21 protein-coding genes and 2 tRNA genes are annotated in these 26,182 nt (G+C 70.6%); 10 read left to right on the forward strand and 13 right to left on the reverse strand.

Translation table 11 applies throughout. The features are described 5' to 3' along the window. Window positions 1–51 precede the first annotated feature (51 nt). The 6 genes from ABR737_RS23360 to asnB all read right to left on the reverse strand — a co-directional run bounded on the left by ABR737_RS23360 (window position 52) and on the right by asnB (window position 6,359). The gene (locus tag ABR737_RS23360) at window positions 52–1,167 is read right to left on the reverse strand and encodes a hypothetical protein (RefSeq protein ID WP_350252059.1); all 1,116 of its coding nucleotides are present in this window, start codon (window positions 1,165–1,167) and stop codon (window positions 52–54) included. Between the two features lie 19 nt (window positions 1,168–1,186). Next, entirely contained in the window at window positions 1,187–2,224 is a 1,038-nt protein-coding gene (locus tag ABR737_RS23365; RefSeq protein WP_350252060.1) for a diiron oxygenase, read from the reverse strand. Between the two features lie 73 nt (window positions 2,225–2,297). Beyond that, complete coding sequence (locus ABR737_RS23370) at window positions 2,298–2,588, reverse strand: PqqD family protein (protein WP_350252061.1); 291 nt, start codon at window positions 2,586–2,588, stop codon at window positions 2,298–2,300. Further along, entirely contained in the window at window positions 2,588–3,370 is a 783-nt protein-coding gene (locus ABR737_RS23375) for a hypothetical protein (RefSeq protein WP_350252062.1), read from the reverse strand. The genes ABR737_RS23370 and ABR737_RS23375 overlap by 1 nt, the downstream gene beginning before the upstream one ends. Beyond that, complete coding sequence (locus ABR737_RS23380) at window positions 3,367–4,164, reverse strand: CPBP family glutamic-type intramembrane protease (RefSeq protein ID WP_350252063.1); 798 nt, start codon at window positions 4,162–4,164, stop codon at window positions 3,367–3,369. Before ABR737_RS23380 ends, ABR737_RS23375 begins: the two co-directional genes overlap by 4 nt. Continuing rightward, the gene (gene asnB, locus ABR737_RS23385; RefSeq protein ID WP_350252064.1) at window positions 4,161–6,359 is read right to left on the reverse strand and encodes an asparagine synthase (glutamine-hydrolyzing); all 2,199 of its coding nucleotides are present in this window, start codon (window positions 6,357–6,359) and stop codon (window positions 4,161–4,163) included. Before asnB ends, ABR737_RS23380 begins: the two co-directional genes overlap by 4 nt. A gap of 803 nt (window positions 6,360–7,162) precedes the next feature. Between asnB and ABR737_RS23390 the strand changes: the two genes are divergently transcribed. From ABR737_RS23390 to ABR737_RS23425, 8 genes are all read left to right on the forward strand, one after another. Further along, complete coding sequence (locus tag ABR737_RS23390; protein WP_350252065.1) at window positions 7,163–7,882, forward strand: HAD family hydrolase; 720 nt, start codon at window positions 7,163–7,165, stop codon at window positions 7,880–7,882. A gap of 195 nt (window positions 7,883–8,077) precedes the next feature. After that, the gene (locus tag ABR737_RS23395; protein WP_350252066.1) at window positions 8,078–8,770 is read left to right on the forward strand and encodes a 2OG-Fe dioxygenase family protein; all 693 of its coding nucleotides are present in this window, start codon (window positions 8,078–8,080) and stop codon (window positions 8,768–8,770) included. Window positions 8,771–8,825: 55 nt separating this feature from the next. Next, on the forward strand, window positions 8,826–9,896 hold the full coding sequence (locus ABR737_RS23400) for an iron-containing redox enzyme family protein (RefSeq protein ID WP_350252067.1): 1,071 nt from the start codon (window positions 8,826–8,828) through the stop codon (window positions 9,894–9,896). Window positions 9,897–9,906: 10 nt separating this feature from the next. Further along, a complete protein-coding gene (gene dapF, locus ABR737_RS23405) occupies window positions 9,907–10,860 on the forward strand; it encodes a diaminopimelate epimerase (RefSeq protein WP_350252068.1) in 954 nt (317 codons plus the stop codon). Beyond that, window positions 10,857–11,966, forward strand: coding sequence for a pyridoxal phosphate-dependent aminotransferase (locus ABR737_RS23410; RefSeq protein ID WP_350252069.1), 1,110 nt, complete (start codon window positions 10,857–10,859; stop codon window positions 11,964–11,966). Before dapF ends, ABR737_RS23410 begins: the two co-directional genes overlap by 4 nt. After that, window positions 11,963–12,724, forward strand: a complete 762-nt coding sequence (locus tag ABR737_RS23415) for a PIG-L deacetylase family protein (protein ID WP_350252070.1) — start codon at window positions 11,963–11,965, stop codon at window positions 12,722–12,724. Before ABR737_RS23410 ends, ABR737_RS23415 begins: the two co-directional genes overlap by 4 nt. Window positions 12,725–12,765: 41 nt before the next feature. Further along, entirely contained in the window at window positions 12,766–14,073 is a 1,308-nt protein-coding gene (locus ABR737_RS23420) for an ATP-grasp domain-containing protein (RefSeq protein WP_350252071.1), read from the forward strand. Beyond that, on the forward strand, window positions 14,070–15,602 hold the full coding sequence (locus ABR737_RS23425; protein ID WP_350252072.1) for an MFS transporter: 1,533 nt from the start codon (window positions 14,070–14,072) through the stop codon (window positions 15,600–15,602). The genes ABR737_RS23420 and ABR737_RS23425 overlap by 4 nt, the downstream gene beginning before the upstream one ends. Window positions 15,603–15,668: 66 nt before the next feature. Here ABR737_RS23425 and ABR737_RS23430 read toward each other — a convergent pair. Further along, window positions 15,669–15,741 (reverse strand) — tRNA-Ala (locus tag ABR737_RS23430). 127 nt (window positions 15,742–15,868) lie between these two features. Here ABR737_RS23430 and ABR737_RS23435 point away from each other — a divergent pair. Both ABR737_RS23435 and ABR737_RS23440 read left to right on the forward strand, forming a co-directional pair. Next, a complete protein-coding gene (locus tag ABR737_RS23435; protein ID WP_086718572.1) occupies window positions 15,869–16,417 on the forward strand; it encodes a helix-turn-helix domain-containing protein in 549 nt (182 codons plus the stop codon). A 48-nt stretch (window positions 16,418–16,465) separates the two neighbouring features. Next, window positions 16,466–18,031: a serine/threonine-protein kinase gene (locus tag ABR737_RS23440; RefSeq protein WP_350252073.1), complete on the forward strand. Its 1,566-nt coding sequence runs from the start codon at window positions 16,466–16,468 to the stop codon at window positions 18,029–18,031. Between the two features lie 54 nt (window positions 18,032–18,085). On the opposite strand, the gene ABR737_RS23445 is transcribed toward ABR737_RS23440, so the two are convergent. The 6 genes from ABR737_RS23445 to gyrB all read right to left on the reverse strand — a co-directional run bounded on the left by ABR737_RS23445 (window position 18,086) and on the right by gyrB (window position 26,156). Then, window positions 18,086–19,567, reverse strand: coding sequence for a hypothetical protein (locus ABR737_RS23445; protein ID WP_350252074.1), 1,482 nt, complete (start codon window positions 19,565–19,567; stop codon window positions 18,086–18,088). 700 nt (window positions 19,568–20,267) lie between these two features. Then, the gene (locus ABR737_RS23450) at window positions 20,268–20,402 is read right to left on the reverse strand and encodes a DLW-39 family protein (RefSeq protein WP_003958712.1); all 135 of its coding nucleotides are present in this window, start codon (window positions 20,400–20,402) and stop codon (window positions 20,268–20,270) included. Between the two features lie 190 nt (window positions 20,403–20,592). After that, window positions 20,593–20,666 (reverse strand) — tRNA-Ile (locus ABR737_RS23455). An 88-nt stretch (window positions 20,667–20,754) separates the two neighbouring features. Then, the gene (locus ABR737_RS23460; RefSeq protein WP_350252075.1) at window positions 20,755–21,435 is read right to left on the reverse strand and encodes a DUF3566 domain-containing protein; all 681 of its coding nucleotides are present in this window, start codon (window positions 21,433–21,435) and stop codon (window positions 20,755–20,757) included. Between the two features lie 15 nt (window positions 21,436–21,450). After that, window positions 21,451–24,075 carry a DNA gyrase subunit A gene (gene gyrA, locus ABR737_RS23465; RefSeq protein ID WP_350252076.1) on the reverse strand — a complete coding sequence of 875 codons (2,625 nt, stop codon included), beginning with the start codon at window positions 24,073–24,075 and terminating at the stop codon, window positions 21,451–21,453. Window positions 24,076–24,125: 50 nt separating this feature from the next. After that, window positions 24,126–26,156 carry a DNA topoisomerase (ATP-hydrolyzing) subunit B gene (gyrB, locus tag ABR737_RS23470; protein ID WP_502964358.1) on the reverse strand — a complete coding sequence of 677 codons (2,031 nt, stop codon included), beginning with the start codon at window positions 26,154–26,156 and terminating at the stop codon, window positions 24,126–24,128. Window positions 26,157–26,182: the final 26 nt, after the last annotated feature.

Genomic DNA, 26,182 nt, shown 5'->3' on the forward strand with positions numbered 1-26,182 from the left:
CCGTGAGGGTGCTGTGCCAAGGAAGCGCCGGCGCCCGGGCGGGTAGGGCGCTCACTGCTGCGCGGACAGGGCGGCGGGCCGCAGCCCCGGGCCGTCCGCCTGGGTTCCGAAGGCGCGGTGCGCCGTGCCGCCGACCAGTTGCCACAGCGGGTCGGCAGCCACGCCCTGCCCCTGGGCGTTGCGGGTCTGCCGGGCCAGGGGCTGCGAGCCGGCCGCGACGATGCCGCCGTCCTGGTACCAGAGGCCGTTGTCATCGGTCTGGTGCAGGGCCTGCCCGCCGATCCGCGCGGAGTCGCAGCGGTCGGTCATCAGCATGGTGTTGGCGTGGCCCATCAGCTCGGCGGCGCGGGCGGCGATGGCCAGGTCGACATGTTCGCCGTCGAAGTTGATGCAGGCCGCGATCCGTCCGGCGGCCGCCTCGTTCATGATCGCGGCAGGCACCGGACCGGCGATCTGGTCCATGTCGGCCAGCGTCCAGTTCGGCAGGTCGTACGCGGTCAGGGTGCTCTCCCGCCTGGCCCGCGCGGCGGAGGTGCGGAAGGCGTGCTTGATGTTCAGCGGCATGTCGTTGAACAGGTGGTCGGTGATCACCCGGGCACCGCTGCCCGTCCACTCGCTCTGCCAGGCGATGTCGACGATGTCCCGGACGAGCTCGGCGCTCGCGGCGGGGTCCTGCCGGGTGAAGTGCCCCAGCGCGGGCCGCACCCCGTGGGCCAGCAGCTGCGGGACGATCCAGTCGAGGCGCGGGTGGCGGTCGTCGAGGTTGTCGTACAGGCCCGAGGCGGTGGTGAACGCGTCGGGCGACATCACGGTGTAGACCAGCCCGAGGTCGCCGAGCCTGGCCAGGCGCTCCCACTCGTGGCGGGTGGGGGCCCAGACGGTCGCCTCGGGGGTGCCGCCGTGGCTGGCGAGCAGCGGCCCCTCCAGCGCGATGCCGGGGATGTGCGGCAGCTTGCCGTTGCGGCGCAGGTCGGCGTAGCGCTGCATGAACCACTCGAACTTCTCGAGCGCGGACCGGTGGAGATAGAGCGTGGGGATGCACACCACGCCTTCCTCGGCTGATCTGCGATCGAGCAGGACGAGATCCAAATTGGCGAACTCCGAGAAGTCCACCTCGCCAAATCCGTGGCAATGCACCTCGACCGGGAGGGCTGGCGTCTCATTCATGGGCTGTGAAATCTCTCTTTCATTTCCTGATCCCGTGGACGTGCAGTTCCTCGAGGGCTCGCGCGTCGTCGAATGCGCCGAGGGACTCGAAGTAGCGCACGGTCTGCCGGGACATGGCGGCAAGGTGCTGGCTGAGGATCTCCGGCGGGTAGGTCTCCGCCACGACGCAGTGCGCGTCGTCCTCGCCCAGCCCGTAGCGGATCAGTTCCTCCCGGATCGCGGGCAGGTCCGGGTGGAGGAACGTCGTGATGAGCCGGGGCACCAGCCGTGCCGCGGCACGCCGCTCCGCCGGCGAGAGCTGGCCCCACATTTGCCGCAGGAACATGGCGAAGTACGCGTGGTGGCGCCCCTCGTCACCGGCGTGGTCGCGTACGGTCCCGGAGACCGCGGCCACCACCTCGGAGCTGTCGGGGACCTCGGCGAGGCTCGCGGAGATCAGGGTCTCCGACACCACCACGAAAAGGAGCTCGGCCAGCGCGCCGTCTGCGGGCGGGAGTTCGTCGAGGAGCCGGTGGAGCCGGTCCAGGAAGAACGGCTGGCGCGGCAGCCGCGGCGCGATCCCGGTCCGCTGCTCCACCTGTCGCGCCAGGTCGATGGAGAACAGCGTGTGGTACGCCTCGTCGCAATAGATCTTGTACGCGTCGAAGCGCATCTCTTCCGGGAGTTGCACGCCGACGGTGTTCTGCGCGATGGACAGGACCGTGCGGTTGACCACCAGGGACTCCAGCCGTGCCGTGAAGTCCAGGTAGCGGTAGAGGTGTTGGACCAGTAATTCCTCGTGCACCGCCGCGGGCAGCTCCTTCACCAGCGGGTGCTGGGTGATGGGGACGAGCTCCGGCGGGAAGTAGTGGCGGCCGGACTCGTCCTCGCGCAGGGTCCGGCGCGGTGCCTGCCGTACGGCGGCGCGCTCGTACCAATTGCGGAACGGGCTGCGGTAGTCACCGGGAGTCGAGGGCGGCTCGGGGGCGTCGTCGGCGGCCACCCGGTGCAGCAGCAGCTGCTTGGGGCACTGGGTCAGCGCCGCGCAGCCCACGAACATGCCCGCGGTTCCGCACATATGAGATCTCCCTTCGCCACTACGGTCCGGACCTACGCACACCCGGCACGGCACCGGTCCTGACCGGTGACGGTCACGGCGCGGTCGCTTCCACCACGCCGCTGCCGGCCAGGTCGGCGAGCAGTTCGCCGATGTCCTCGGCGGCCACCTGCACGGAGACGTCGTACTCGGCGGCCAGCTGCTCGGCGATGCCCTGGACGCTGGTCGAGCCGTCGACCCGCTTGAACACGAACGTCCCGATCTCGTCGAGCTCGACGGCGTGCGGGCCGTTGGCGACGATGAGCTTGCCGCGGAACTTGCGCATCCGGGCGGTCATGCTGCGCCGCGGCACCGCTTCGGGGCCGAAGGGATGAGGTGCTGTCATCAGATCTCCACCTCCAGGGACAGGTCCTTGCAGAACCCGACGGTCCGGCGCACCCAGTCCTCGGGGTGCTGCGGGTCGAAGTCGGCCATGGTCTCCAGGGCCCAGTACCGCTCGAAGGGCAGGACGTCGAGACCGGCGTCCCGCACCCGGCGGGCCCGCCACTTGGGCGTGTGGGTGCCGTAGACGCCGTGGCTGTCCAGGAGGGCGTCGGTGGCCTGCTGGAAGGCGACCTTGGCGGCGAGAACGGCGCTGTGGGTGTCGCCGCTCTCCAGCATGCCGAGCGCCTGCTCGACCTTGCCGTCCGCCTCGGAGAGGGAGCGGGTCGCGACGAACGCCCGGTAGGCGGAGTCGTGCAGCTGCTCCGCGCGCCGCTTGAGCCAGTCCGCGCCGGTCAGTGCCACCCCGCCGGACAGGCGCTCCAGGAACAGTTCCTCGTTCGAGGTGAGGATGCGCAGCGAGGACTCATCGGAGTCGAAGGCGTCCCAGGTGACCTTGTCCAGCATCTGGCCGACCTGGGCGTCGGTCCAGTAGGTGACCTCGTACCGCCGGCCGCCGTCGGTGAAGTCCACCGAGGTGACGGTGTCCGGGGTGAGCGGCACCGCCACCGTCCGGGCGCCCGGCATCCGGCAGGGGGCGCCGGTGAGGACGTAGAGGTCGAAGTCGCTCGCGGCGTGTGCCCAGCCCCGGGTGACCGAGCCGACCACCACGACGGCGACCGGGTCGTCGGGGGCCAGGTCCTTGCGCCTGAGTGCGTCCAGGCACCCGTCCAAGTCCGGTTTCACGACCAGCTCCTGTCCTCGTTCTCGCGCTGTAGTTCGATGACGATCTGAGGGATGTTGTTGACGAGGTGGGCGAGCAGGGCCGGGTAGACCGACTGCGAGGCCAGGGTCAGTGCGAGCAGCGCCACGGCCCCGGCGATCTCCACCGCGGTGGAGCGGACCGTGCCGCGCCGGTTGGCGCCCGGCTGGATGTGGTGCTGCGCCACGAAGGCCGTCGCCGCCAGCAGCCCCAGCAGCGCCGGGTCCGCCACCATCAGCACGGGAGCGCGGAAAAGGATCTCCTCCCCGACGGCGCCCACCGCGCCCGCGAAGGCGCGGGCGCTGCCGTGGGAGCGCGGAGTGGGCCCCAGCACGAAGGCGAGTTCACCGGTGAACAGCCCGGCCGGACGCAGCCCGCTCAGCACGACCAGCCCGGCGCCGACGGCGAGCGCCACGGCGAACCACCACCACTCCCCGGTCCGGGTGAGCCACTGGGGAGCCGTGTACGCGGTGAGCGCCAGCGCGCCCAGCGGGGCCACCAGTCCGGCCAGCGTCTCCGCCCAGATGCTCGCGCCGCTGCGCCCGCCCCGCGGCACCCGCCACGGCAGGCCCATCAGCACGGCTTCGGCCACCAGCAGGACGGCCACCACCCGCAGGGCACCCGAGCCCACGGTCCACAGCCCAACGGCAAAGGCCGCCACCGTGGCGGCGGCCATCAGTTGCCGGGGCTCGGGCCGCCAGCCGACCGGTGTGAAGGTGGAGACGGAGCGGCGTTGCCGGCTCCCGTCGGGCACCGCCCGGCCGGCAGCCGTGGTCATGGCGCCGCCTCCACGGTCACCACGATCCCCAGGTCGATGGCGTCGGCGAGCTCTTCGTGCACGGTCTCCAGGCTGTGCCCGAGCCCGTCGAGGACCTCGCCGATCGTGCGCTCACCGTCCAGCGCCCGCAGCACGGCGGACCACTCGGGCAGCTCGTCCTCGTCCAGGACGTACTCGATCTCGCCGTCGATGATCACGTACCACACCGACGGTTCGGCGGGGTCCTTGAGCAGCAGCACGTTCTCCGCGACCGCCGCGCGGGTCCGCGGGTCGACGGGAGGCCGCCGTACGACCTCCGCCTCGATCTTCTCCGCGTCGGTGTCCCAGTCGCCCACCGGCACCGACTGCGGCACGGGCGCCTTGGCCACCTGGACGTGCGGGGCGGGCAGCGAGGCGGCCATCTGCTCCAACAGGCCGAGGTTGACCGCCGAGAGCAGGAACTCCACGTGCCCGGAGGAGGGATTGGCCTGCAGCTGACGCAGCGTGGCCCGCAGGTTGTCCGCGTCCAGGAACTCCCGGGCGCCGGGTCCGCTCAGCGCCTCCTCCAGCAGCCGGCCGCCGTCCTGGGCGAGCATGGCGCCGAACGCGCGGTAGGTGTGCCGGACGCCCTCCCCGTAGAAGAAGGGGCCCTTGGGGCGGTGCACCAGCTCGTCGGGAAGGTGGCCGACCAGGGAACGCCGCAGAATCTGCTTGTCCCAGATCAGGCGGGGGCGCAGCGCCCGGGGCACCGCGGCCACCAGCTCGATGAGGCGGTGGTCCAGGAACGGCACCCGGGCCTCGATGCCGTTGCCGGCCGCCGACCGGTCCTCGTGCCAGCAGTTGTACTGCTGCACATCGCGGTACTTCCAGCGGAACAGCGCCTCGTACGGCTCGTGGGCCGGGCGGCCGGCGGCGTCGCGCAGCACCGAGGACTTGACCAGCGGCAGGCCGGGGACGTCCCACCAGGCACCCAGTTCGGGGCTGCGGTACTGGTCCCGGCGGACCGCCATACGGTCCAGGTTGTCCAGGAAATCGGGCCATTCACCGCCGCCCGCGATGCCCTTGGAGTAACCGCCGTTGAATTCATCGGCCCCGCCGCCCAGCAGCATGGCTTTGATATGCGGCGTCCGGTCACGGACGTAGCGATACATCTCGTGCTTGTAGAACGCCTCGGGACCGGCCAGCGGCGTCTGCATCAGCCACAGGAACCGCTTCCACTCCTCCGCACCGGGGACGGAATCGGTGCGGAAAAGGATCTGATGATTCGTCAGTCCCAGAATCCCGGCCGTGCGGTGCCCCCATTCGGAGTCGCCGTTGGCGAGGGTGCTGCCGTTCAGCGCGGTGAAGGTCTGGGGCTTGCCGGAGGCCAGTGCGGCCACCGCGGCGGAGTCGATTCCGCCGCTGAGGAAGAGGCCGATCTCGACGTCGGCCATCTCGCAGTCGGCCACCGCGGAGGACAGCAGCTCGCCGTAGCGGCGCACCAGCTCTTCCTCGGACGCGCCGCCGGTGGAGTCGAATTCGGGGAACGACCAGTAGCGGTGGGTCGAGCGCTCGCCGGAACGCAGGTCGAAGGAGACCACACAGCCGGCCGGGGCGAGCTCGATGTCCTTGAACCAGGAGTGGGCCGGGCTCTCGTCGAACGCCGGCGCACGCGTCATGGCCTGGTCGCGCAGCGCGCGCCCCCAGTCCAGCTCACGGGGGCAGGCGGGGTCCTCGAAGAGCGCCTTGACCTCCGAGCCGAAGACGACCCGCTCGGCGTTCTGGTGGTAGAAGACGGGCTTGATGCCGAACCGGTCGCGGGCCAGCAGCAGCCGGCCCCGGGTGCGGTCGTAGAGGGCGAGGGAGAACATCCCGCGCACCTTGTCCAGGAAGCGCAGCCCGTCACGGCGGTAGAGGTGGAGCAGCACCTCGCAGTCCGAGCGGGTCCGCAGCCGCGTGCCGCTCGGGAGCGTGGCGGCCAGTTCCTCGTGGTTGTAGATCTCGCCGTTGGCGATCAGAACCAGGTCGTCGTCCTCGGTCCGCAGCGGCTGGTCACCGCCGGCCACGTCGACCAACGACAACCGTACGAAGCCGAATCCGACCGGGCCCGAACGGTAGGAGGCCTCACCGTCGGGGCCGCGGTGCGCTATGGCCTGAACCATTCGCTGGAGCTGGGAGTCCGCGGCGCCGGTCAGCGCCCTTCCGTCCACGCGAGCGATTCCGCTCAGCCCACACATCGTTACCTCGCTCGTTTCATGTGCTGGTTCCTCCGCCACAAGGCGGAAACGCCGTGCAAAGCGGCGCGACTCCCACGGAAGTGAAGGAGAAAGACGGTCGGCACCGGGAAGGGGCCACACCTCAAGGCACAACCTTGAGGTGTGGCGCCTTTGCGGTTCAGACCGCCGTGGTTCAGACCACGGAGCCCAGAACGGTGCCCTGGTTGACCTTCTTGGCCTCCGGCTTGGTGTACTTACGCATGGTGATTCACCCCCCCTTTGGGATCTTGCGGATATCCCCGGAATCCAGTGATCCAGAATTGCCCTTGCGGACCAACGCGGTGCCCGAAAGCACCACGCCTTTGCCCTTACGGGCTGAAGTCCCCCCGGACAACATCAGTTTTGAAAACCGGATGGATTCCCGACTTCCGGTGTTGGCTCGAATAGAACAGCGGATCTTGCTTGGATATGTCAATCACCGGTGATTGTGACGCACGCCACACAGCATTTCTTTCCCAAAACCGGATACTCTGTCTTGAGTTAGCGACATCAACTGCCCGGAGTTCCTTGCGGCTTCACACCCGCGAACAGGGGCGGTGACTGTCCCCAACGGCCGCGCGAACGGCCTCCGTTCGCGCGTCCCGATGCCGGGGGCCGCTGCACGGGGGGATCCATTGGGAGGCTGTAATTCCGCTTTTCCGCGGGAATCTTTGATTCCACTTTCCTCACGCTGCGCGTGGTGGCTTGATTTCGGCCATCACTGGCTGTCCCATGCTCGAAAACCGGTAGAGCGCCACCTCGGAACGGCACCACATGGAGGAATTTTGGCCAGCAACCCGGCTCTTTCGGCCGCTTTTCCGCTGCCCATCGAGCTCGAAGCGATCGTATTCGACTGCGACGGGCTTCTTTTGGACACGGAAACCTGCTGGTCACGCGCGGAGGGCGCGCTCTTCCGTGCGCACGGGCGCGAATTCGGCCTGGCCGAAAAGCAACTTGTCATCGGCAAGACCGTGGAGGGCGTCGGCGAGGTGATGGCCGATTACTTCGGGCGTCCCGGCGAGGGTGAGCTGCTCTCCGCCGAGCTGCTGGAGGGCGTGCGCCGGGAGCTGGCCGACGGGGTGGCCGCGCTGCCCGGGGCCGCTGACCTGGTACGGGCCTGTGCCGAGCGGCTGCCCGTCGCCGTCGCCAGCAATAGCCCCCGGTCGCTGCTGGAGACCGCGCTGGGGAGCTCCGGCCTGGCCGATCTGCTGCCGCTCTCGTTCGCGGCCGACGAGGTGGCGGCTCCCAAACCCGCCCCCGACCTCTATCTCACCGCCTGCCGGGCGCTCGGCGCCGACCCCGCCTCCTGTGTCGCCTTCGAGGACTCCCACACGGGCATCCGCGCGGCCCGCGCCGCGGGGCTCCACCTGGTCACCGTGCCCTCGCTGGCCGGCCAGGAGCTGGACCACGACTGGCTGCTGGACTCCCTGGCCGACCCCCAACTCCAGGCGTGGGCCCGTGCCCTGCGACCGGCGGTCGCCCCCGCCGCCCACCGACCATCCTGACCACCTGCCCCGTGACCACCTGACCACCTGCTCCGTGACCAGCTGACCGCTCGTCACCACCCGTCCGTCCACGCCGAGAAGCGCTGCCCGGACGAAGCACCGGGCCGCGCTCGCCCACCCACACCGAGCACCGCCCACGAACACCGAACCCGGCCCACCCACAAGGACTCCCTCCTCCTCACAAAGGAGCACGTCATGCCGATCGGCACCCAGGGATTCACCGTCTTCGATCTGCCCGCCGTCCCCACGGAACTCCTGGACAGCTACGACGACCTTCCGGTCGACGACTACATGGGCAACGGCACACGCTTCAAACGGTTCTCGCAGTACCGGCTGTCCCCCGCCGAGGGCGACGCCTGGAACTTCGCGCTGCTGCCGCACCGGGACTACACGGCGCTCAAGAAGTTCAACAAGGCCGCCGGCGGCATCCGCCGGACCTATGAGCCCGTCAAGGCCGACTTCACCGGCCTGATCTCCCGGGGCATCGCCGGTATCGGCCTCGACCGCGGCGAGGACTGGCAGATCAATGTGCACCAGAACCGCACCCGGGCCGAGGCCGGCCGCCCCGGGCCGCTGACGCCCGAGGGCGTGCACCACGACGGCCACGAGTTCGTGATGATCGCCGTACTGCGCCGGCAGGACGTGGGCGGCGGCGAGACCCGGCTGTGGAAGCCCGGCGCCGACGAGCCCTTCTGGAGCGGGACGCTCGAGGCGGGCCAGGCCGTACTCCTCGACGACAAGGCCATCGCCCACGACGTGACCGACGTCGTGGCGGCCGGTGACCGGCCCGGACACCGGGACATCGTGATCGTCGCGTTCTCGCGCTGGCAGCACAAGTGGTACGGCGACGAGCACGACTCCGTCGCGCTGTCCGAGGACGCCGGCTGAGCCCGGCCGCCGCCTCCCCTCACCACCCATACCTAGAAGATTGTGCTGATTCCCCATGCCTGAGAACTGGAAAGCCCGGCTCGCCGAGGGTCCGCTGTCCGCGGTGCGCGCCCTGGAGTCCTGTACCGCCGGCGAACTGACCCTGCTCACCGAGAACTACGCCTTCCGCGGCGCGCTGGCCGCCGCCTGCAAGGAGCTCACCGGGCGCGCCTACGCCGGCAAGGACCGCGCCGCGCTCGCCGACATGCACGAACTCCTCGCCCTCATCTACGACCGGGACTTCTCCGGCGTGGTCATCGCCGAGGTCGACCACGAACGCACGCCCCTTCTGCGCGATGTCGCCGCGATCCTGGAAGCGGCCATGCTGGGTGAGGAAACCGCCCGCATCGACGAGGAGACCGTCACCGGCTACCCGCGGTCCGGCACGGACTACGTCCGCTGGCTGAAGAACCTCGTCAACGACCACCCGGCCGGCCGGCACCCGCTCTACCACGAGCACATCGAGCAGCGGGGCTCGCGGGAGGACCTGCGGCTGCTGCTCGCCCAGGAGACCAGCCTCGACCCGCGCTTCGACGACATCCTCGCCTCGATGCAGATGGGCCGGACCGGCGGCGAGAAGATGGAGATAGCCGCCAACTACTGGGACGAGATGGGTAACGGCGACGCCGAGCAGGTCCACACCAGCCTCTTCTCCCAGGCCCTGGACTCCATCGGCGCCGACCCGGCCTTCATCCGGGACAGCTTCATGCTGGAGGCCGGGATCTGCGGAAACCTCTCCGCCTGCCTCGGTCTCGCCCGCCGGCACTACTTCAAGGCCGTGGGCTACTTCGGCGTGACGGAGTACCTGGCGCCCCGCCGCTTCCGCTGCGTGGTCGACACCTGGCGCAGACTGGGCCTGCACGAGGTCGGCATCACCTACCACGACCTGCACATCGGCATCGACGCCGGGCACGCCTCCGGCTGGTTCAAGAACGTCGTGGCGCCGCTGGTGGACGGCGACGCCCTGATCGGCCGGGACATCGCCCTGGGTGCCATGATCAGGCTCAACACCTCACAGGACTACCTCGACGAACTGCTGCGGCGGATGCAGGACCGGTCCCCCGTCGCGGTCGGCGCCAAAGCCTGAGGGGGAGGACGTGCCACCACCCCTTCCGCCCCCTCGCCGCGACATGGCGGACGGCCATGACTTCGTGAAGTACGAGGCCCTGGGCAACGACTACTTGGTGATCGCGCCGGCCGCCGGCCAGGTGGCGCCGACACCGGAGAACATCCGGCTGATCTGCGACCGCCACTACGGTCCCGGTGCCGACGGAGTCCTCTACGGCCCGCTCCCCGAGGAGCACGGTTTCGGGCTGCGCACCTTCAACTCCGACGGCACCGAATGCGAGCAGAGCGGCAACGGGCTGCGCATTTTCGGCCGTTACCTCCACGACCACGGCTGGACCGGGGAACCGGAGTTCACCGTCCGCACCCCGGCCGGGCCGGTCACCGTGCAACTGGTGGACCAGGCCCCGGGCCCGGACGCACCGGCCGCCGCCTCCTCCGGCCCGGACCACACCGCAGGCGGTGCCCCCGTACGCGTCTCCATGGGGCGGGCGTCGCTGGACAGCGAGCTGATCGGTGCCACCGGTCCGCGCCGGGAGATGCTGCGCGAAACCCTCCCGGCGGCGGGCCGCGAGTGGACGGCCACCTGTGTCTTCCTGGGCAACCCGCACTGCGTCCTCCCGCTGGACGGCACCGAGGTGACCGAGGAGCTGGCCCGGCACGTGGGCCCCGTGCTCGCCGGCCACGACCGCTTCCCCGGGCGCATCAACGTCCAGCTCATGGAGGTAGGCGCCGCCGACCGCATCCGCATCGAGACCTACGAGCGGGGCGCCGGCTACACGCTCGCCTCGGGCAGCAGCGCCTGTGCGGCGGCCGTCGCCGCCCACACCCTCGGGCTGACCGGCCCCGAGGTCACCGTCGAGATGCCCGGCGGCCGGCTCGCCGTCGGCATCTCCGACGCCGGCGAGGTCACCCTCACCGGTCCGGCCCGGCCCGTCGTGGCCGGCCGGTGGACCCCGGCATTCCGCAGGCGGCTGGCCTCATGACCACGATCACCATGCGCCAGTGGTACTTCGACGAGGCCCACGGCCACTACGACATCGACCTCGGCGACAGCTATGTGGGCGGCAGCCGCCTGTCCGACCACGCCCTGCCCGCCGACTGCCTCCTCGACTACGGCAACAACCGGGGGACCGCCCCGCTGCGCCACCTCGTGGCCGGCCTCTACGGCCGCGACGTGTCCCACATAGGCATCACCCACGGCGGGCAGGAAGCCCTCTACCTCCTCTACCGCACCCTGCTGTCCGCAGGCGACCACGCCGTGATCTTCACCCCCGGCTGGCAGCAGGCGGAGCCGGTGCTGACCCGCGCCGGATGCCGGGTGGACGCCGTCGGCACCACCGCCGACGGCCGCCCGGACATCGCCGCGGCGCTGCGCAGGATCGGCCCCCGCACGAGGGCCGTGGTGCTCAACTCGCCCTGCAATCCGACCGGCCGGAAGGTCACCGCCGACGGCATCAAGGAGTTGGCCGAGGCGCTGCGGGGGCACGGCGGCCATCTGATCCTCGACGAGGAGTACGTCGCCGATCTCGGCGCCGACTCCTGGGTCGGGGCGTACGAACACGCCGTCTCCGTGTCCAGCGTCTCCAAGGTCTACGGGGTCCCGGGCCTGCGCGTCGGCTGGATGTGCGGCCCGCCCGAGGTCGTGGACGCGGCCATGCAGTACAAGCACTTCACCACCGTCACCAACTCGGTGGTCCTGGAGCAGCTGGCCACCGGGATCCTGGAGCGCCGCGAGGAGCATGTGCGGCGCTACCGGCAGCTGATCACCGATGGCCAACAGATGCTGGAGCGCTGGGCCGCCCGGCACCGCGGCACGCTGCGGATGTGGCAGCCGGAGGGCACCCCGTACGCCTGGCTGCACACCCCCGGCCTGCCGTCCTCGCTGGAGTTCTGCCGCGAGGTGCTGCGCCGGGAGCGCGTGCTGCTGATGCCGGCCGAGGTGTTCGGCACCGAGCACGGCCTCCGCCTCACCTTCGCCCGGCAGCCGGACGTCCTGGCCGAGGGCCTGCGGCGCATCGACGCCGTACTGGCCGGCCACCCCACCGCCGCCGGGAGCGGCACCCACACCGAGAGCAGGGAGCAACAATGACGGCACCGCTCGAGGAGATGCCCACCGACTGGTCGCGCGGACTGGCGCTGGTGGCACACCCCGACGACATCGAATACGCCATGGGTCCGGCGGTGATCACCTGGACCGGCAGCGGCAAGGAGATCGCCTACGTCCTGGCCAGCCGCGGCGAGGCCGGCATCGACGGCTGCGACCCGGAGAAGGCCAGGCCGCTGCGGGAACGGGAGCAGCGCGCGAGCTCGGCGGTCGCCGGGGTGACCTCGGTCGACTTCCTGGACCACCCGGACGGGCTGATCACGGACTCGGTGGCGCTGCGCCGGGAGTTCGCCACCGCCATCCGCCGCCACCGGCCCGAAGTGGTGCTCACGGTCAACCACCACGAGCACTGGCGCGGCGTCTCCTGGAACACCTCGGACCACCGGGTCGTCGGCCGGGCCGCGCTGGACGCCGTCGTCGACGCCGGCAACCGCTATGTCTTCACCGAGGACGGCCTCGACCCCTGGGAAGGCGTGCGGTGGATGGCCGTCGCCGGCTCCCCGTACCCCACGCACGCCGTGGAGGTCGCGGGCGCCGAGGACCGCGCCGTCGAGGCGGTGCTCCAGCACCGGGCCTATCTGGAAGCGCTCACCGACGAGGACCCGGAGAGCTACGCCCGGGGGCTCCTGCGGCGCAACATGGCCAGGGCGGGCGCGCTCTTCCACGACCGTGACGCGGTCGCGTTCCAGCTCTTCGAGCGCGACGCCTACCGCGTCAAGGACGGAGTCACCCACTACCGCTGACCGCCCGCGCCCCTCGCCCCTACAGCCCCACCGGGAATGGCATGCACCTGGCCTTCGTCGACTCCAACCCCCCTGCCCTGCAAGCCATCAGGCTGGCCAAGAGCGCGGGACACCGGGTCACCTATCTGCAGTCCGCACACACCCAGTACCCGCTCACCGACGCCAACCTGGCCCTGGTCTCGTCCGTGGACCGGCTCGTCGACGGGCTGGTCACCACCGATCACGAGGTGGTGACCGCGGCGCTGGCCGAATGCCACGCCGCACACCCCATCGACTTCGTCACCACGCAGCACGAGATGTCCGCCGAGGCGGTGGCGGCGGCCTGCCGCGCACTGGGGCTGCGGGGCACCTCACCACAGGCAGTGCTCATCGCCCGGCGCAAGGACCGCACCCGGGCGGCGCTGCAGGCCGCGGGCCTGGCCTCGGCACACTTCGCGACCGCCACCGACGAGGCGGCGGCGCTGGCCGCGGCGGAGCGGATCGGCTACCCCGTGGTGTTCAAGCCACCGTCCGGGGCGGCCGGGCTGCTCGCCTGTGTGGTCCACGACGCGGCGGAGGCCAGGTCGGCCTGGCAGCGGCTGCAGCGCGGCCTCGATGCGGTGCCCGAGGACTGGCGCGGCCAGTTCCGGCGCGGCGTCCTCATCGAGGAGTTCCTGGTGGGGGAGCTGGTGTCGGTGGAGATCGGCGCCCGCGACGGCCGGTTCTTCCCGCTGTGCATCAGCGGCCGCTACCGCTGGGCGGGCGACGGGGTCACCGCCCTGGGGTCCTTCATCCCGGCCGGCCTGGAAGCGCAGCAGGCCACCGCGTGCTGGGAGTACGCCCGCCGGGTCTGCGGGGCGATCGGTGCCGACATCGGCGTCTTCCACCTGGAGATCATGGTCACCCCGCGGGGGCCCGTCCTGGTCGAGTTCAACCCCCGGGTGATGGGCGGCGGCCTGCCCGCCGCCTACCGCCACGCCACCGGGCAGGAGGTCTACGCCGCGCTGCTGGACGTCCTCGCCGGGGCCGACGACGTCGCCGCGCCGCCCTTCCGGGCCGGCTGCACCGCGGTCCGCGTCGTCATCCCCCGCGAGGCCGGCCGGCTCGGCCCCGACGCGACCCTGGCGCCCCTGGACGGGCACCCCGCTGTCAAGGAGGTCATCGGCTTCGGCGAGTACCGCACCGGCCCCGGCAGCGAGGTGGCCAGAGGCCAGGCGCTGGCCCGGTTCATCGTCCAGGATGACGACCCGGCGGCCGTCGAGCGGACCTCCGAGCTCCTGCTCAGCCGCCTGGAACCGCTGCTCGGCGTCCCCCTGATGACCGGCAGCTACCATCCCGGCAGCCCGGAGCGCCCGGGGAGCGCACGGTGAGCCGGCCCGGAGGACCCCGCACCGCCGACCCGCAACACACCGCGGACCGCCCGGCCGCACCGCCCGGCCGCCGTGCCCTCGTCTTCGCCCTGATGATGGCGATGGCGCTGGCGGCCCTGGACAGCGCGGTGGTGGCCACGGCCGTTCCGCAGATCGTCGGCGACCTCGGCGGGTTCTCGTACTTCTCCTGGCTCTTCTCCGGGTATCTGCTCGCCGGCACGGTGTCCCTGCCGGTCTACGGCAAGCTCAGCGACACCCTGGGGCGCAAGCCGGTCCTGCTGTTCGGCATCGGCCTCTTCCTGGCGGGCTCCGCGCTGTGCGCGGCCTCCTGGAACATGGCCGCGCTGATCGTCTTCCGCATCGTCCAGGGCTTCGGCGGAGGCGCGATCCAGAGCACCGTCCAGACCCTCGCCGCCGACCTGTACCCCCTGAAGGAACGCCCGCGGATCCAGGCCGCCATCTCCTCCGTGTGGGCCGGCTCCGCCGTTCTCGGCCCCGCCGTCGGCGGCCTGATCACCACCTGGGCCGACTGGCGCCTCATCTTCCTGCTCAACGTCCCGCTCGGGCTGGTCTCGCTCGTCCTGCTGGCCCGCCGCCTGAGCGAGCCGCACCGAGAGCGCGCCGCCGGGCGCCTGCGGGTCGACTGGGCCGGCGCGCTGGCCCTCTTCCTCACCGGCTGCGCCCTGCTGACCGCCATCATCCAGGGCGGACACGCCTGGCCCTGGCTCTCCGCGCCGTCCCTCGGCCTCTTCGGCACCGGCGCCGTCCTGCTGGCCCTCACGGTCGTGGTGGAGCGGCGCGCGGCAGATCCCATCCTCCCGGGCTGGGTATGGCGCCGCCGCACCATCGCCGCCGCCAATCTGGCCATGGGGGCGCTCGGCGTGATGACCATCGCCCCGACCGTCTTCCTCCCCACCTACGCCCAGTCCGTGCTCGGCCTCGATCCGCTGCGGGCGGGCTTCGTGCTGGCCGTCATGTCGGTGGCCTGGCCCCTCTCGGCGGCCTTCAGCCAGCACGTCTACCGGCGCATCGGATTCCGCCAGTCGGCGATGACCGGTATGGCCGTCGCCTGCCCCGTCCTGCTGGCCTTCCCCGCCCTCTCCGGCACCCACAGCCCCTGGTACCCCGCCCTCATCTCGCTGGCCCTCGGCGCCTGCCTCGGCATCACCCAGCTGCCCCTGCTCGTCGGGGTCCAGTCGACGGTGACCGTCTCGGAACGCGGTACGGCGACGGCCTCGCTCCTCTTCTGCCGCCAGCTCGGCTCCAGCATCGGCGCCGCCGTCTTCGGCGCCCTGGCCAATGCGATCCTCAACTCCCGTCTGCAGGGCACCTCTTCCGCCCTCCCGTCCACCGGGGGCAGCATCCTCGACTCGCTCTCCTCCGGCGCCACCTCCGGCGCCGCCGCGGGCCCGCTGCGCGACGCCCTCGCCACGGCGGTCGACTGGGTCTACGTCGGCGCCGCAACGGCCGCCGCCCTCGCCGTCCTCGCCCTCTTCCTGGCCCCGCGCCGCTTTCCGGTGCTCGATTGAGGCACGAAGGCACGAAAAAGCACCCCCTCCGACTACGTTTCCGCAGGTCGGAGGGGGTGCAAAGAGTGGAGCCTAGGGGAGTCGAACCCCTGACATCTGCCATGCAAAGACAGCGCTCTACCAACTGAGCTAAGGCCCCTTCGCGCACCAGGGTACCTGGTGTCCGGCCGCTTTCCCGACCGGGTATCGCCGCGCACCGTCGCTCTCCGTAGGATGCTTCGCGAGATTCGCGGCAGCGAAGCGACCGGGGAGACAGGGGAGACGGTATGGACACAGCACAGCAGGAAGCCACCGCACGGGCCCGGGAACTTCAGCGCAGTTGGTACGGGGAGCCGCTGGGGGCGCTGTTCCGTCGTCTCATCGACGATCTCGGCCTCAACCAGGCCCGGCTCGCCGCGGTGCTCGGTCTGTCGGCGCCGATGCTGTCCCAGCTGATGAGCGGGCAGCGCGCGAAGATAGGCAACCCGGCCGTGGTGCAGCGGGTGCAGGCGCTGCAGGATCTGGCCGGCCAGGTCGCCGACGGCAGCGTCAGCGCCGCCGAGGCCACCGACCGCATGGAAGAGATCAAGAAGACGGCAGGGGGTTCAGTGCTCAACAACACCGCACAGCAGACGTCGTCGACGGGGGCGACCACCGTCCGGCGCGTGGTGCGGGAGATCCAGTCGCTGCTGCGGTCGGTCTCCGACGCCGGGGACATCATCGATGCGGCGAACACCCTCGCCCCCGCTCACCCCGAACTGGCAGAGTTCCTGCGGGTCTACGGTGCCGGTCGTACCGCGGACGCGGTCGCCCACTACGAGGCGCACCAGAGTTAGCCACAGCCACTGGGGACATGGCGAGTTCAGAAGCGGACGGGGCGGGCAATGGGTGAGGTCTTCGCCGGTCGGTATGAGCTGATCGACCCGATCGGGCGGGGCGGGGTGGGCGCGGTCTGGCGCGCCTGGGACGCCCGGCGCCGCCGCTACGTTGCCGCCAAGGTGTTGCAGCAGAGCGACGCACACACCCTGCTGCGCTTCGTCCGCGAACAGGCACTGCGGATCGACCATCCGCATGTGCTGGCCCCGGCGAGCTGGGCCGCGGACGACGACAAGGTCCTGTTCACCATGGACCTGGTGAACGGCGGCTCGCTGGCACATCTGATCGGCGATTACGGCCCGCTGCCACCGCGGTACGTCTGCCTGCTCCTGGACCAGTTGCTGGCCGGGCTGACCGCGGTGCACGCGGAGGGGGTGGTGCACCGTGACATCAAGCCGGCGAACATCCTGCTGGAGGCCACCGGCACCGGCCGCCCGCATCTGCGGCTGTCGGACTTCGGCATCGCGATGCGCAAGGGCGAGCCGCGGCTGACCGAGGCCAACCTCGTGGTGGGGACGCCCGGATACTTCGCCCCGGAGCAACTGCAGGGCGCCGAACCGGACTTCCCCGCCGATCTGTTCGCGGTCGGTCTGGTCGCGCTCTATCTGATCACCGGCACCAAGCCGGACGCCGACGCCCTGGTCGGGCACTTCGGCCGGCACGGCATCCCGAACGCGCCCGAGGGGGTGCCGGAGCCGCTGTGGCAGGTGCTGGCGTCCTTGGTGCACCCCGACCCGGAATCGCGGTTCAGGACGGCCACGGGGGCACGCAAGGCGATCATCTCGACGGTGGAGCTGCTGCCCGACGCGGCGCTCGAGGAAGAGGTCGTCGAAGTCTTCGACCACATCGGCCCGCTCCCGGCAGGTTTCGGGGCGGAGGGGCCGCTGCGGACCAGGGAGGCCGACGGGCCCGCGACGGCCGGTGCCACCGCGGGCACCACCGCCGCCGGCCAGGTGTCCATGTCGGACACCGGAAGCTTCCATATCGCCCCGCCGGGGCCGAGCGCCCCGCAGACGCCAACGCCGACGCCCACGCCGATGCCGGGCGGCCCGCCTACGGGGCACGGTGAGAGGCCTACGGGGCACGGTGAGAGGCCTACGGGGCGCGGTGAGAGGCCCACGGGTCACGGTGAGACGTCCACCGGGCAGGGCATGACGTCCACCGGGCACGGAACTACGTCGACCGGCCAGAGCGCTGCGCCCATGGGGCACGGCGGTCCTGCTACCGGCCACACCCCTGCCCCCGCAGGCCATGGTGTTCCGACCGGCCAGGGCGTCCCGACCGGGCCCGGCACGGTCTCGGGCGGCCTGCCCCTGACGCCGTCCGCGCCGCCGGCACCCGCGTACCGGCCCACGGCCGCCGTCCACCACGCACACTCCGCGACCCGCCCCTATACGGCGGGCCCGCATCCGGTCCCCGGTCGGCACCGGGCCGGTACCCCCGTCGCCGGCCCGGTCACCGCGCCTGCCGTCCCGTACCGGAAGCCGGGACCGCCCCCGAAGGTCGCGATCCCGGTGCTGGTCGTGGCGCTGCTGTGCATCGCGGTCGGCGTCTGGGCTCTGCTGGCCGCCTGAGGCCACGCCGCGGGCCGGTGCCCGGCCGGGCCCGCCGGTCCTCTGGAACCCCCGCTACCAGCCCTGTGGAGGCCTGAACTGCGTATTCTGCCGCGCCTGTTGGGTCGATTGCGTCGGCTGCCCCGGCTGTCCTGGTGGTGACGGCTGTGACGGCTGCCCCGGCAGTGACGGCTGCTCTCCAGGGCCACCAGGACTACCAGGTCCACCCGAGCCGCCCGGGCCGCCACGGCCCACCGCCACGGCCGGTGCACCGGCCTGGGACCGCCTCGCCACCAGCGTCCACGCGCCCAATCCCACCAGCAGCACCACCCCCGTGCCGATCCCCGCGTAGGCCACCGTCATCAGGGTGCCGCTCTTCGCCGCCTGCTGTGCGGTCTGCCCCTTCCGCGCCGACTCCCGGTCCCCGGACGTGACGGAGAAGGTGTCGGTCGGCTCGGCGTAGCCGGGCCCGGCCGTGGCGGTGCCGCGGACATCCACCCGGAGAGTGAGTTCCGCGCCCTTGGGGAAGTACCGCGCGGCATCGGGGTGGAGGCTGACCTCGAGGTAGTACCAGCCGGCGAACCGCATCGCGCTGACCGCGCGGGTCGGCTGGAAGCGGTTGCCGTACGCCACCGGCGCGGTGAACTCCTTCGCAGCGGCCGGCTTGCCGGTGTACGCGACGAAGGAGAGGTCGTCGACCGCGCCGCGCGCCGGGTTGTAGACCCCCAGCCCGAGCATCCGGGCGAGGAAACCGGAGGTGCCGGAGGGCGCATTCGGCAGCTCCGCGCTCAGGTTGAGCCGCTGTCCCCAGTCCACCGGTACGCGGTAGAAGCGGGTCTCGCCCGGCGTGATCCGGTCCTTCCACACACCCGAGTCGACCGAGCCCGCGTCGTTGAAGCCGGTGCCTCCCTTGGCGCTGCGCTTGGTGGTGTCCGTGCGCGGTGCGGGCGTGACGGTGCTCCAGCTGCCCAGGCCCGGCCGGGCGGGGGTGGTGCCCTTGAGCGGCGGCTCGTCGAGGTAGTCCAGTTCGAGCGGCCAGGTGTCGGAGCCGGAGGCCGCCGAACCCTCGCGGGTGATCACCAGGTAGTACGGGCCGGCCTTCTGGCACCCCGTGCGGTCGGCGCCGATCCGGCGGGTGGCGTAGTCGGCGACCGGATAGGCCATACCGCCGCCGTGGAAGGACGGATGCGCGCCCGCGTCGCAGGTCGTGCCGTCGCTGTCCTGGACCGTGACGGTCAGCTTGTCGCCGTAGTCCGCGACCTTGGTCCCGGGCCGGGGCGCGGCGACGGCCGAGAAATACGCGCTGGTCCTGTCATCCAGGGTGACGGCGTAGTACTTCTGCTCACCGCGCTTGATGGAGTCGGTGTGCAGTCCGGGCTTGAGCTGCGGGGCATCCGTGGTGCTGGTGCTGCCCTTGACCGCCGTGGCGCCGTCCCCCGTCCGGTAGCCGGGAACGGTGTCGGCCGAGGCCACGCCCACCGCCCCCGGCAGGATCACCACCACGGCGAGCGCCGCCAGCACGGCTATGCCCCTGTTCGTCGTGCGCCCCGTCACCACGAGCCACCCCTCATCGGATCGGAATTCCCCGGCGCCGGCCCGCGGCTTCCTGCGGGCCCGTCCACAGGCCGCCGCGAGTCCGGCCGGCGGCAGCACGCCCACGCGCCGACGGCCACCACACGTCCTGTGGGCCATCTTCCACCGCCGCCCCGCGCGCCGTCCGCCGAGGCGGGGGAATCGCCCCGGCAGCATCGGTCCGGCTCCGACCGCGCCGGCGTGACGCCCTTCTTCAGCGGATACTCCACGTGCTTCAGCGGATGTTCCACGTGAAACATCCGCTTCCCCGGCCACCGTGCGGCATCCGATCCCTGGACGGCCTTGCACTCGACGACCAGCCGGTACGCCCGGCGCGCTCCCAGTCCTGCCCCCTCCAAGCGGTAACCACCCACGGAGAGTTGGCCGACCCGCCGGAGCGGGCCGGCAAGCCCCCTCACCACCCCACCACCCTCGGCAGCCGACGCCCGCCCGCCGAAGCCCGCACACTTTGCTTCTGCAAGCAAATGCTGTGCTATAGCAAACCCAAAGGAGAGCCCCGCCGCGGCCTGGCAACGACATCCAGCCACCGCCCGACAGCCACCACCCCCACCACAGACCGCCCCACCTGCCACACGCACCCCAGCCGCCCCAAGACGCACGAAACCCCGATCACCCAGGGGCAATCGGGGTCCGTACGAACGTGTGGTGCTGTGCTGTGGGGGTCTCAGACACCCGAACCTGCGGGCACGGAGTCGGTCGCCTCCGTCCACAGATCCTGCTCGGCGCGATCCGCCTGGATCTGGCGGTACACGAGGAGCCCGCCGATGGCGGCCAGTGCGACCAGGAGAAGCTTCTTCACCGCGCGACCTCGTCTTTCGTTGACGTAGGGGACCTATGTCGGCCGATGATACACACCGGCCGATACCGATTGGTTACCTAGCCCGCGGTCGGCAACACCTCGTCCGAGGCCGCCGCCGCGAGCCAACTTCGGCCTCCGTACAACGAATCGGCCCGGCCGGGGAGTTCCCCGGCCGGGCCGATCGGTGCGGTGCGGCTACCAGGACTTGAACCTGGGGCCTCTTCCTTATCAGGGAAGCGCTCTAACCGTCTGAGCTATAGCCGCGCGTTCGCTGCACCGAAAGATTAGCGCACTTCAGAGGCGTTCCCAAAATCGGTTCCGGGAGCCTCCCGAACGCCCTCCCATGAGGGGGTCACTCATCCTCGGCGAGGGTGAGCTCCACCCCGCCGACGAAGCCCGCCGACAGGTTGTAGATGAACGCGCCGAGCGTGGCCAGCGCGGTCGCCAGGACCACGTCGATCACCGCGATGACCGACGTGAACAGCAGCACCCGCGGCAGCGACAGGAACGACTGCAGATCGAAGCCGGCGCCGTCGCTGGAGCCGGTGGCCTCGCTGATCGTCCCGCCGACCGTGGAGAAGACGCCCATCGCGTTCATGACCATCCACAGCACGGCGGCGGCCACGACCGTGCAGATGCCCAGCGCGATGGAGAGCAGAAAGCTGACCTTCATGACCGACCACGGATCGGCGCGCGCCACCCGCAGCCGGGCCTTGCGGGTGCGCGGGACCGTGCCGGCGCCCGTACGCGGCCGGCGCACCGCCTGTCCAGCGCCCTGGCCGCCGCCGGTGGGGTACGCCTGAGGCGGCTGATACGGCTGCTGGGAGCCGCCCTCAGGAGCATCCCCCTGGGGCTTCGGCTGCGGCTGACGGGTATCGGTCACGGGTCCCCCCTGGTGTGAGCCCTCGTCGCGGGGGCCGGTGTCAGAAACGGCAGAGCCACGGGCGCTGTCCTCCGTCACGGTTGCGGGTCCGGACGGGGAGTCCTTCTTCGCTCCCGATCCACCCGCCGCAGCGCCCGTGGCTCCACTCACGACCTACTCCTCGTGCTACTCCGCCGCGGGCTGCTCGCCCTCGGCCGCCGTGGCCACGGTCTCCTCGGCCGCGTCGGCCTCGTCGGGCGCCTCGCCCCCGTCGACCTCTTCGGCTTCACGACCGGCCTCGGCGTTCCATGCGATACCGACGACGGCATCACGCTTGCCCAGGTTGATCAGTTGGACGCCCATGGTGTCACGGCCGGTCTCCCGGACTCCGCTGACCCGCGTACGGATCACGCCACCGCCGAGCGTCACCGCAAGGATCTCGTCGCTCTCCTCGACGACCAGCGCTCCGACCAGCGAACCCCGGTCCTCCACGATCTTGGCGGCCTTGATCCCCAGGCCGCCGCGGCCCTGGACGCGGTACTCGTCGACCGCGGTGCGCTTGGCGTAGCCGCCGTCCGTGGCGGTGAAGACGAACGTACCCGCGCGGACCACGTTCATCGAGAGCAGTTCGTCGTCCTCGCGGAAGCTCATGCCCTTCACACCGGAGGTGGCCCGGCCCATCGGGCGCAGCGCCTCGTCCGTCGCGGTGAACCGGATCGACTGCGCCTTCTTGCTGATCAGCAGCAGGTCGTCGTGCTCCGAGACCAGCTCGGCGCCGATCAGCTCGTCGTCCGTGCCGTCCTCCTGCTCGCGCAGGTTGATCGCGATGACACCGCCGGAGCGCGGCGAGTCGTAGTCCTTGAGCGGCGTCTTCTTCACCAGGCCGGCCTTGGTGGCGAGCACCAGATACGGCGCGGCCTCGTAGTCGCGGATCGCCAGGATCTGCGCGATCTGCTCGTCCGGCTGGAAGGCGAGGAGATTGGCCACATGCTGCCCGCGCGCGTCCCGCCCGGCGTCGGGGAGCTCGTAGGCCTTGGCGCGGTAGACCCGGCCCTTGTTCGTGAAGAACAGCAGCCAGTGGTGGGTGGTGGAGACGAAGAAGTGGTCGACGATGTCGTCTTCCTTGAGCTTCGTGCCCCGCACGCCCTTGCCGCCGCGCTTCTGCGAGCGGTAGTCGTCGGTCTTCGTCCGCTTCACATAGCCGCCACGGCTGATCGTGACGACGATGTCCTCCTCGGCGATCAGGTCCTCGATGGACATGTCGCCCTCGAAGGGCACCAGCTTGGAGCGCCGGTCGTCGCCGAACTTGTCGACGATCGCGGCCAGTTCCTCGCTGATGATCTGGCGCTGCCGCTCCGGGGAGGCCAGGATCGCGTTGTACTCGCTGATCTTGCGCTGCAGCTCGTCGTGCTCGGCGGTGATCTTCTGGCGCTCCAGGGCGGCCAGCCGGCGCAGCTGCATCTCCAGGATCGCGTTCGCCTGGATCTCGTCGATGGTCAGCAGGCCCATCAGGCCCTCGCGCGCCTCCTCGACCGTCTCACTGCGCCGGATCAGCGCGATGACCTCGTCGATCGCGTCCAGCGCCTTGAGCAGACCGCGCAGGATGTGCGCCCGCTCCTCGGCCTTGCGCAGCCGGAACTTCGTCCGGCGGACGATGACCTCGACCTGGTGCGTCACCCAGTTGCGGATGAACGCGTCCAGCGAGAGCGTGCGCGGCACGCCGTCGACCAGCGCCAGCATGTTCGCGCCGAAGTTGGTCTGCAGATCGGTGTGCTTGTAGAGGTTGTTGAGGACGACCTTGGCGACCGCGTCCCGCTTGAGGACAATGACCAGGCGCTGGCCCGTACGCGAGGAGGTCTCGTCGCGGACGTCCGCGATGCCGCCGATCTTGCCGTCCTTCACCAGGTCGGCGATCTTCTGCGCGAGGTTGTCCGGGTTGGTCTGGTAGGGCAGCTCGGTGACGACCAGGCACTGGCGGTTCTGGATCTCCTCGACCGCCACCACGGCACGCATGGTGATCGAACCGCGGCCCGTGCGGTAGGCCTCCTCGATGCCCTTGCGGCCCACGACCAGTGCGCCGGTGGGGAAGTCGGGACCCTTGATGCGCTCGATCAGCGCGTCCAGCAGTTCCTCGCTGGAGGCCTCGGGGTGCTCCAGCGCCCACTGGGCGCCGGCCGCGACCTCGCGCAGGTTGTGCGGCGGGATGTTCGTCGCCATACCGACCGCGATACCGGCCGAGCCGTTGATCAGCAGGTTGGGGAAGCGCGCCGGCAGGACCGTCGGCTCCTGGTTACGGCCGTCGTAGTTGTCCTGGAAATCGACGGTCTCCTCGTCGATGTCCCGCAGCATCTCCATGGAGAGCTGCTTCATCTTGCACTCGGTGTACCGCATGGCCGCGGCCGGGTCGTTGCCCGGGGAGCCGAAGTTGCCGTTGGAGTCCACCAGCGGCATCCGCATCGACCACGGCTGCGCCAGACGCACCAGGGCGTCGTAGATCGAGGAGTCGCCGTGCGGGTGGTACGTACCCATGACGTCGCCCACGACGCGGGCGCACTTGTAGAAGCCCTTCTCGGGGCGGTAGCCGCCGTCGTACATCGCGTACAGCACGCGGCGGTGCACCGGCTTGAGGCCGTCCCGCACATCGGGCAGCGCACGCGAGACGATGACGGACATCGCGTAGTCGAGGTAGGAGCGCTGCATCTCCGTCTCGAGCCCGACGGGCTCGACACGCATCCCGACGCCTTCGATGGCGGCGGGCGCGCCCTCGGCGGTCACGCCGTCCGGGGTCACAGGGGGGTTCTCGTCGGCCATGGTGGTTCAAAATCCTTTCGAGCTGCGGCTGTTGTTCGGGCCGACAGGGCTCAGATGTCGAGGAAGCGGACGTCCTTGGCGTTGCGCTGGATGAACGAGCGGCGCGCCTCGACGTCCTCGCCCATCAGCACGGAGAACAGGTCGTCCGCACGGGCCGCGTCGTCCAGCGAGACCTGACCGAGGACCCGGTGGTCGGTGTCCATGGTCGTGATGCGCAGCTCCTCGGCGTTCATCTCACCGAGACCCTTGAACCGCTGGATCGAGTCCTCACGGATCCGCTTGCCGTTCTGCTTGCCGATCTCGATCAGCGCGTCCCGCTCCACGTCGGAGTACGCGTACTCGAAGTCGTCCCGGCCCCACTTGATCTTGTACAGCGGCGGGCGGGAGAGGTAGACGTGCCCCGCCTCGACCAGCGGCCGCATGAAGCGGAAGAGGAAAGTGAGCAGCAGGGTGTTGATGTGCTGGCCGTCGACGTCGGCGTCCGCCATCAGGATGATCTTGTGATAGCGGAGCTTGTCGATGTCGAAGTCCTCGTGCACACCCGTGCCGAACGCCGAGATCAGCGCCTGGACCTCGTTGTTCTGCAGGATCTTGTCGACCCTGGCCTTCTCGACGTTCAGGATCTTGCCCCGGATCGGCAGGATCGCCTGGTACTCCGGGTTACGGCCGGACTTGGCCGAGCCGCCGGCGGAGTCACCCTCGACGATGAAGATCTCGCACTTCTCGGGGTCGTTGGACTGGCAGTCGCTCAGCTTGCCCGGCAGCGACGCCGTCTCCAGCAGGCCCTTGCGGCGGGTCAGATCGCGCGCCTTGCGAGCGGCCACGCGCGCGGTCGCGGCCTGGATGCCCTTGCGGATGATGTCCGCGGCCTCGTTGGGGTTGCGGTCCAGCCAGTCGTTGAGGTGTTCGTGGACCACCTTCTGGACGAAGGTCTTCACCTCGGTGTTGCCCAGCTTGGTCTTCGTCTGGCCCTCGAACTGCGGCTCGGCGAGCTTGACCGAGATGATCGCCGTCAGACCCTCGCGGATGTCCTCACCCGTGAGGTTGTCGTCCTTCTCGCGCAGCAGCTTCTTGTCGCGCGCGTAACGGTTGATCAGACCGGTCAGCGCGGCGCGGAAGCCCTCTTCGTGGGTGCCGCCCTCGTGGGTGTGGATGATGTTCGCGAAGCTGTAGACACCCTCGCTGTACTGGGTGTTCCACTGCATCGCCAGCTCGACCGCGAGCTGGCGCTCCTTGTCCTCGGCGTCCACCGAGATCACCGTCGGATGCACCAGCTCGCCCTTGCGCGAGTTGAGGTACGTCACGAAGTCGACGATGCCGCCCTCGTAGTGGTACCGCACCGAGAGCGGCTTGCCCTCCTCGTCCACATGGTCCGGGCGCTCGTCGGTCAGCGCGATCGTCAGACCCTTGTTGAGGAACGCCATCTCCTGGAAGCGCCGCGACAGCGTTTCGAAGCTGTACGTGGTGGTCTCGAAGATGTCGCCGTCGGCCCAGAAGGTCACCGAGGTGCCGGACTCGTCCGTCGCCTCGTGCTGGGCGAGCGGCGCGGTCGGCACACCGAGCTTGTACTCCTGCGTCCAGCGGTAGCCGTCCGTGCGGACCTCGACCGCCACCCGCTGCGACAGCGCGTTCACGACGGAGACACCCACGCCGTGCAGACCACCGGAGACCGCGTAGCCGCCGCCGCCGAACTTGCCGCCGGCGTGCAGCACCGTCATCACGACCTCGACGGCCGGCTTGTTCTCGGACGGCACGATGCCGACCGGGATACCGCGGCCGTTGTCGACGACGCGGACGCCGCCGTCGGCCAGGATCGTGACCTCGATGGTGTCGGCGTGCCCCGCCAGCGCCTCGTCGACGGAGTTGTCGACGACCTCCTGCACGAGGTGGTGCAGACCGCGCTCGCCCGTCGAGCCGATGTACATGCCGGGACGCTTACGGACCGCGTCCAGGCCTTCGAGGACGGTGATCGCACTGGCGTCGTACGACTTCTCCACCGGGGAGTCGCCCATGGCGCCGGCAGGAACCCCCTCTTCAGTAGAAACCGTGTTGTTCTCGTTGAGGTCGCCGGAGTCGGCCACGAAGCGCCCTTTCTGGCACAGCACGA

The organism is Streptomyces sp. Edi2, from assembly GCF_040253635.1.
GTDB lineage: Bacteria > Actinomycetota > Actinomycetes > Streptomycetales > Streptomycetaceae > Streptomyces.

What these genes read in the sequence shown, in the direction of transcription:
- ABR737_RS23360 (WP_350252059.1), bottom strand. Translation starts at nt 1,167, where the DNA reads ATGAATGAGACGCCAGCCCTCCCGGTCGAGGTGCATTGCCACGGATTT.
- ABR737_RS23365 (WP_350252060.1), bottom strand. Translation starts at nt 2,224, where the DNA reads ATGTGCGGAACCGCGGGCATGTTCGTGGGCTGCGCGGCGCTGACCCAG.
- ABR737_RS23370 (WP_350252061.1), bottom strand. Translation starts at nt 2,588, where the DNA reads ATGACAGCACCTCATCCCTTCGGCCCCGAAGCGGTGCCGCGGCGCAGC.
- ABR737_RS23380 (WP_350252063.1), bottom strand. Translation starts at nt 4,164, where the DNA reads ATGACCACGGCTGCCGGCCGGGCGGTGCCCGACGGGAGCCGGCAACGC.
- asnB (WP_350252064.1), bottom strand. Translation starts at nt 6,359, where the DNA reads ATGTGTGGGCTGAGCGGAATCGCTCGCGTGGACGGAAGGGCGCTGACC.
- ABR737_RS23395 (WP_350252066.1), top strand. Translation starts at nt 8,078, where the DNA reads ATGCCGATCGGCACCCAGGGATTCACCGTCTTCGATCTGCCCGCCGTC.
- ABR737_RS23400 (WP_350252067.1), top strand. Translation starts at nt 8,826, where the DNA reads ATGCCTGAGAACTGGAAAGCCCGGCTCGCCGAGGGTCCGCTGTCCGCG.
- ABR737_RS23410 (WP_350252069.1), top strand. Translation starts at nt 10,857, where the DNA reads ATGACCACGATCACCATGCGCCAGTGGTACTTCGACGAGGCCCACGGC.
- ABR737_RS23415 (WP_350252070.1), top strand. Translation starts at nt 11,963, where the DNA reads ATGACGGCACCGCTCGAGGAGATGCCCACCGACTGGTCGCGCGGACTG.
- ABR737_RS23420 (WP_350252071.1), top strand. Translation starts at nt 12,766, where the DNA reads ATGCACCTGGCCTTCGTCGACTCCAACCCCCCTGCCCTGCAAGCCATC.
- ABR737_RS23435 (WP_086718572.1), top strand. Translation starts at nt 15,869, where the DNA reads ATGGACACAGCACAGCAGGAAGCCACCGCACGGGCCCGGGAACTTCAG.
- ABR737_RS23440 (WP_350252073.1), top strand. Translation starts at nt 16,466, where the DNA reads ATGGGTGAGGTCTTCGCCGGTCGGTATGAGCTGATCGACCCGATCGGG.
- gyrA (WP_350252076.1), bottom strand. Translation starts at nt 24,075, where the DNA reads ATGGCCGACGAGAACCCCCCTGTGACCCCGGACGGCGTGACCGCCGAG.